Below are 5,940 nucleotides of genomic sequence, written 5' to 3' on the forward strand. Positions count from 1 at the left end.
GCGCAGTTGCCGCTGGTCGAGGTGGTGCGATCGAAATTCAACACCGACCTCGACATCTCGCGGGGCGCGAGCTTTGCCCTCGCCATCGGCAAGTCGCCGGTGGTGGTCAAGTCGGCGCCGGGTTTTCTCGTCAACCGCGTGCTGATGCCGTACATGCTGGGAGCGGTGCAGCGGGTCGAGGCGGGGGCCAGCAAGGAGCAGATCGACGCGGCGGCGGTGGCCTTCGGCATGCCGATGGGGCCGATCGAACTGATGGACACGGTGGGGCTCGACGTGGGCAAGTCGGTGGCGGCGGAACTGGGCAGCGCGGTGCCCGAGAACAGCCAGTTCGCCCGCCTGATCGCCGAGAACAAGCTCGGACGGAAGACCGGGCAGGGCTTTTACGCGTGGCAGGGCGGCAAGGCCGTGAAGGCGGAAGCTCCAGCGCACCCGGACCTCGCCGGGCTCGGCCGCGAGCTGGTGCAGCCGATGGTCGAGGCGACGCGGGTCGCCGTCGAGGAGGGCGTGGTGGCGAGTGCCGACCTCGCCGATATCGGGGTGATCCTCGGCACCGGGTTCGCGCCGTTCCTCGGCGGCCCGATGAAGGCACGAGCGGACGGGAGAGCCTGATGGCCGAGATGCGCAAGGTCGCCATTGTCGGGTCCGCCCGCATCCCGTTCCAGCGGGCCTATACGGGCTATGCCGAGGTCGGCAATCTCGAGATGCTGGGCGCTGCCCTGGGCGGGCTCGCCGACAGGTTCGGCCTGAGGGGACAGCCGGTCGGCGAGGTGGTGGCGGGAGCGGTGCTCAACCACAGCCGCGACTTCAACCTGGCGCGCGAGGCCGCGCTCGATGCCGGCCTGTCGCCGCGCACCCCCGGCAGCAACCTGCAGATCGCCTGCGGCACGAGCCTGCAGGCCGCCCTGATGCTGGGCGCCAAGATCGCGACGGGCGAGATCGACAGCGGCATCGCGGCCGGCAGCGACAGCGTGTCGGACAGCCCGGTGGTGCTGGGCGAAAAGCTGCAGCACCGCATGATCGACCTGAGCCGGGCACGGACGACCGGCGAAAGGCTCAAGGCCTTCAAGGGCGTCTCGCTGGGCGAGCTCAAGCCGCTGGCGCCCTCGACCTCGGAGCCCCGCACCGGCCTGTCGATGGGCCAGCACTGCGAACTGATGGCGCGCGAGTGGGAGATTGCCCGCGAAGACCAGGACCGGCTGGCGCTGAAGAGCCACCAGAGCGCCGCGCGGGCCTATGACGAGGGCTTCCACGACGACCTGGTGGTGCCGTTCGCCGGCGTGCTGCGCGACAACAACGTGCGGCCCGATACCAGCCTCGAGAAGATGGCGACGATGAAGCCGGCCTTCGACAAGGCCTCGGGGAAGGGAACGCTGACGGCGGCCAACTCGACGCCGCTGACCGACGGAGCGGCCGCGGTGCTGCTGGCCAGCGAGGACTGGGCGCGCGCGCGGGGACTGCCGGTGCTCGCCTACCTGCGCATGGGGCAGGTCGCGGCCAACGACTTCGCCGGGGGCGACGGCCTGCTGATGGCCCCGACCATCGCGGTCTCCGAACTGCTGCGCCGCGCCAACCTCGGCTTTGCCGACATCGACCTGTTCGAGATCCACGAGGCGTTCGCGGCGCAGGTGCTGTCGACGCTGAAGGCGTGGAAGGACCCCGCCTACAGCCGGGACGTGCTCGGGCGGGACGCCCCGCTGGGGGAGATCGACGCCGACCGGATCAACGTCAAGGGCTCGAGTCTTGCCTATGGCCATCCGTTCGCGGCCACCGGCGCGCGCATCCTGGGCCTCACCGCCAAGCTGCTCGGGAGCCAAGACAAGCAGCGGGCGCTGATCTCGGTCTGCACCGCCGGCGGCATGGGGGTGGCGGCGCTGGTCGAGCGGGCCGGGTGACCGCGCGCCAATCCCCCGATCCTTGACGCTTACGTCAAGCTTCCGCTTGTCACGCAAAACGTGTTGCCCTAGGGTCCGTACCCAATCCGACCAAAACGACCAGTCGGGCAATAATCGGGCACGGCATACTCAAGTCCGGCCTCGTCAGGAAACGTCTTTCATGGAGATGGGACAACAATGAAAATAACACAGGTCCTCAAGGTGGCAGCTGCCGCCGGCGCGCTTGCCGCGCTTATGTCGAGCACGGCGCTGGCCGTGACGCTGAACCTTGGCAATGGCGGCGAGCCCGGCTCGCTCGATCCGCACAAGGTGGCCGGCGACTGGGAAAACCGCATCGTCGGCGAGTACCTCGAAGGCCTGATGGCGGAAGACATCAATGCCGACGCGATCCCGGGCCAGGCGGAATCGTGGACGATCTCGGACGATGGCACCGTCTACACCTTCAAGCTGCGCGCCGATGCGGTGTGGTCCGACGGCGTTCCGGTGACCGCGCAGAACTTCGTCGACGCCTTCCAGCGCCTGTTCGACCCCAAGACCGCCGCCGAATACGCCTACCTGCAGTTCCCGATCAAGAATTCGTCCAAGATCGCGGCCGGCGAGATCACCGACTTCAGCGAACTGGGCGTCAAGGCGATCGACGACAAGACGCTCGAGATCACCCTCGAGGCGCCGACCCCGTTCTTCCTGCAGGCGCTGACCCACTATACCGCCTTCCCGATCCGCAAGGACATCATCGAGAAGTTCGGCGACCAGTGGACGCAGCCGGGCAACATCGTCGGCAATGGCCCGTACAGCATCGTGGAATGGGTGCCGGGCTCCTACCTGCGCGGCGTCAAGTCCGAGACCTACTATGGCAAGGACGCCCTCAAGATCGACGAGATCCGCTGGGACAACACCGAGGACCTGACGGCGGCGCTCAACCGCTACCGCGCCGGCGAACTGGACATCCTGACCGACTTCCCGGCCGACCAGTACAAGTTCCTGCAGGACAACTACCCCGGCCAGGCGCATGTCGCGCCGTTCCTGGGCGTCTACTACTACGTGATGAACCAGAGCAAGGCGCCGCTGGACAATGTCAACGTCCGCAAGGCGCTGTCGATCTCGGTGCTGCGCGACGTGATCGGACCGGACGTGCTCGGCACCGGCGAACTGCCGGCCTATGGCTGGGTGCCGCCGGGAACCTCGAACTACGAGGGCGAGCAGTACATGCCGGAATGGGCTTCGGTCCCCTATGACCAGCGGGTCGAAGAGGCCAAGAAGCTGATGGCGGACGCCGGCTTCACGCCCGAGAGCCCGCTGAAGATGCAGCTGCGCTACAACACCAACGAGAACCACCAGCGCATCGCGGTGGCGATCTCGGACATGTGGAAGCAGATCGGCGTCGAAGTCGAGCTGTTCAACGCCGAGACCGCGGTCCACTACGACGCGCTCAACGCCGGCGACTTCCAGGTCGGCCGCGCCGGCTGGCTGCTGGACTACTCGGACGCCAGCAATACGCTCGACCTGCTGCGCACCGGCATCAAGCAGGCCGACGGCACGATGAACTGGGGCAACAACTACGGCCGCTACTCGAACGCCAAGTTCGACGAGCTGATGGATGCCGCCGCCAAGGAACTCGACCTCGGCAAGCGCGCCGGACTGCTGCACGACGCCGAAAAGCTCGCCATGGACGAGTTCGCGGTGATCCCGATCTACTGGTACGTGTCCAAGAACGTGGTGTCGCCCAAGATCACGGGCTTCAACGACAACGCCAAGGACATCAACCGTGTCCGCTGGATGACGAAGTCGGAGTAAGCTCCGACCGCCGTGGCCGCGAAGCCCCGCGCTTCGCGGCCACATCCTGCTGCTGTCCACCAGCAGTGCTGATCCCGCCCGGCTGGCGGGAAGGGTCCACGACAAATGCTCGGATATGCGCTGAGGCGGGTGCTTTCGGCCATCCCGATCGTGTTCATCACGATCGCGGTCTGCTTCTTCATCCTGCGGCTGGCCCCCGGCGGGCCGTTCGACGGCGAGCGGGCGCTGCCGCCCGACGTGCTGCGCAACCTGCGCGAGTACTACAATCTCGACAAGCCGCTGCCGCTGCAGTTCGTCGACTATATCCTCGGCGTGCTGCGCGGCGACTTCGGTCCCTCGATGGTGATGCGCGACTTCTCGGTGGCCCGGCTGATCGGCATCGGGCTGCCCTTCACCCTGATGCTGGGCTTCACCGCCTTCGCGATCGGCACGGCCGCCGGCCTGATCGCCGGGGCACTCGCTGCGTTCTACCAGAACAAGTGGCCCGACTACCTGCTGGTCTTCGTGGTGCTGATCCCGCTGGTGATCCCCAACTTCCTGATGGCCAATCTCGCGCAGCTGCTGTTCGGCGTCTACCTGCGGTGGCTGCCGGTGGGTGGCTACCAGCCCGGGGCGATCCTCAACCTGGTCATGCCCGTGCTGATCCTGTCGATGCCGCACGGCGCGCGCGTCGCCCGTCTCACCCGCGGGTCGATGATCGAGGTGCTGGGCACCAACTATGTCCGCACGGCGCGCTCCAAGGGACTCGGCACCCGGCTGATCCTCGCCCGGCACGCCATCAAGCCGGCGCTGATCCCGGTGGTCTCCTACCTCGGTCCCGGCCTGAGCTACCTGCTGACCGGCTCGCTGGTGGTGGAACAGGTGTTCGCCCTGCCGGGGATCGGCAAGTACTTCATCACGGCGGCGCTGAACCGCGACTACGGCCTCGTGCTCGGAACGACCATCCTGTACGTCTTCATCATCCTCGCGCTCAACCTGATCGTCGACGTCGTCTATGCCTGGCTCGACCCCAAGGTGAGGTATCGCTGATGGCCGGCATCACCGGAAAGGACGCCGTCCTGTCGGCCTACGCCGACGCCCTGGCCAACGCGCCCAAGGGCCGCTCGCTGACCCAGGACGCGCTGCGGCGCCTCATCAACAACAAGGCGGCGCTGGTCTCGATCTTCATCCTCATCGCGATCGTGCTGTTCGCGTTCCTCGGGCCCTACCTGCTGCCCTGGAGCTACGACAAGATCGACTGGTCCGGCATCCGCAAGCCGCCGGACTGGGCCAAGGGGCACTATTTCGGCACCGACCAGAACGGCCGCGACATGCTGGCCCGCACCCTGCAGGGCACGCAGATGTCACTGGTCGTGGCGGCCGTGGCGACCGCCGTGTCGGTGGTGATCGGCGTCGTCTACGGTGCGATCGCCGGCTATTTCGGCGGCCGGGTCGATGCGCTGATGATGCGCTTCGTCGACATCATGTACGCCCTGCCGTACATCCTGTTCGTGATCATCCTCGTGGTGATCTTCGGGCGCTCGCCGGTCCTGCTGTTCGTCGGGATCGGCTTTCTCGAGTGGCTGACCATGGCCCGCATCGTGCGCGGCCAGACGCTGACCCTCAAGCAGCGCGAGTTCATCGAGGCGGCCAAGGCCGGCGGCGCCGGGCCCTTCGCCATCATCTTCCGGCACATCCTGCCCAACCTCACCGGGCCGGTGGTGATCTACGCGACGCTGACCATTCCCGAGATCATCATCACCGAGAGCTTCCTCAGCTACCTGGGCCTCGGCGTGCAGGAGCCGCAGACCTCGCTGGGCACGCTGATCTCGTTCGGCGCGCCGGTCGCCGAGGCGCTGCCGTGGATGCTCTACACGCCGGCCTTCATCCTCGTGCTGATGCTGGTGTGCCTCTCCTATGTCGGCGACGGGCTGCGCGACGCCCTCGATCCGAAGGACCGCTAGCATGACCGATGTCCTCGTTGTCGACGATCTCGACGTGACCTTCGCGCTGCACAAGTCGGAGGTGAAGGCCGTATCGGACCTCAGCTTCCGCCTGGCGGCGGGGGAAACCATGGCGGTGGTGGGCGAGAGCGGCTCGGGCAAGAGCCAGGCCTTCCTCGCCATCATGGGCCTTCTGGCGCGCAACGGCCGCGCCAGCGGTCGGGCCATGCTGGGCGAGGTCGACCTCATCGGGCTGCCGGGCGAGAAGCTCGACGCCTATCGCGGCAAGGACATCGCGATGATCTTCCAGGATCCGATGACCTCGCTCAACC

6 protein-coding genes are annotated in these 5,940 nt (G+C 67.1%); all 6 read left to right on the top strand.

All coding sequences use genetic code 11. From position 1 onward, the window contains the following. The coding region (locus tag ACE3TU_RS18000; protein WP_374626710.1) for a 3-hydroxyacyl-CoA dehydrogenase family protein at positions 1 to 609 on the top strand (609 nt) is incomplete at its 5' end. Further along, a complete protein-coding gene (locus tag ACE3TU_RS18005; RefSeq protein ID WP_374626712.1) occupies positions 609 to 1,892 on the top strand; it encodes an acetyl-CoA C-acetyltransferase in 1,284 nt (427 codons plus the stop codon). The genes ACE3TU_RS18000 and ACE3TU_RS18005, both read left to right, overlap by 1 nt. Positions 1,893 to 2,075: 183 nt before the next feature. Continuing rightward, entirely contained in the window at positions 2,076 to 3,686 is a 1,611-nt protein-coding gene (locus ACE3TU_RS18010; RefSeq protein WP_374626719.1) for a peptide ABC transporter substrate-binding protein, read from the top strand. 105 nt (positions 3,687 to 3,791) lie between these two features. Next, entirely contained in the window at positions 3,792 to 4,715 is a 924-nt protein-coding gene (locus ACE3TU_RS18015; protein WP_374626714.1) for an ABC transporter permease, read from the top strand. Further along, entirely contained in the window at positions 4,715 to 5,629 is a 915-nt protein-coding gene (locus tag ACE3TU_RS18020) for an ABC transporter permease (RefSeq protein WP_374626716.1), read from the top strand. Before ACE3TU_RS18015 ends, ACE3TU_RS18020 begins: the two co-directional genes overlap by 1 nt. A gap of 1 nt (position 5,630) precedes the next feature. Next, a partial coding sequence (locus ACE3TU_RS18025) for an ATP-binding cassette domain-containing protein (protein WP_374626717.1) occupies positions 5,631 to 5,940 on the top strand: 310 nt, incomplete at its 3' end.

This window comes from Devosia sp. (assembly GCF_041917035.1).
GTDB lineage: Bacteria > Pseudomonadota > Alphaproteobacteria > Rhizobiales > Devosiaceae > Devosia_A.

Coding starts and splice junctions, on each gene's coding strand:
- ACE3TU_RS18005 (WP_374626712.1), top strand. CDS start 609: ATGGCCGAGATGCGCAAGGTCGCCATTGTCGGGTCCGCCCGCATCCCG.
- ACE3TU_RS18020 (WP_374626716.1), top strand. CDS start 4,715: ATGGCCGGCATCACCGGAAAGGACGCCGTCCTGTCGGCCTACGCCGAC.
- ACE3TU_RS18015 (WP_374626714.1), top strand. CDS start 3,792: ATGCTCGGATATGCGCTGAGGCGGGTGCTTTCGGCCATCCCGATCGTG.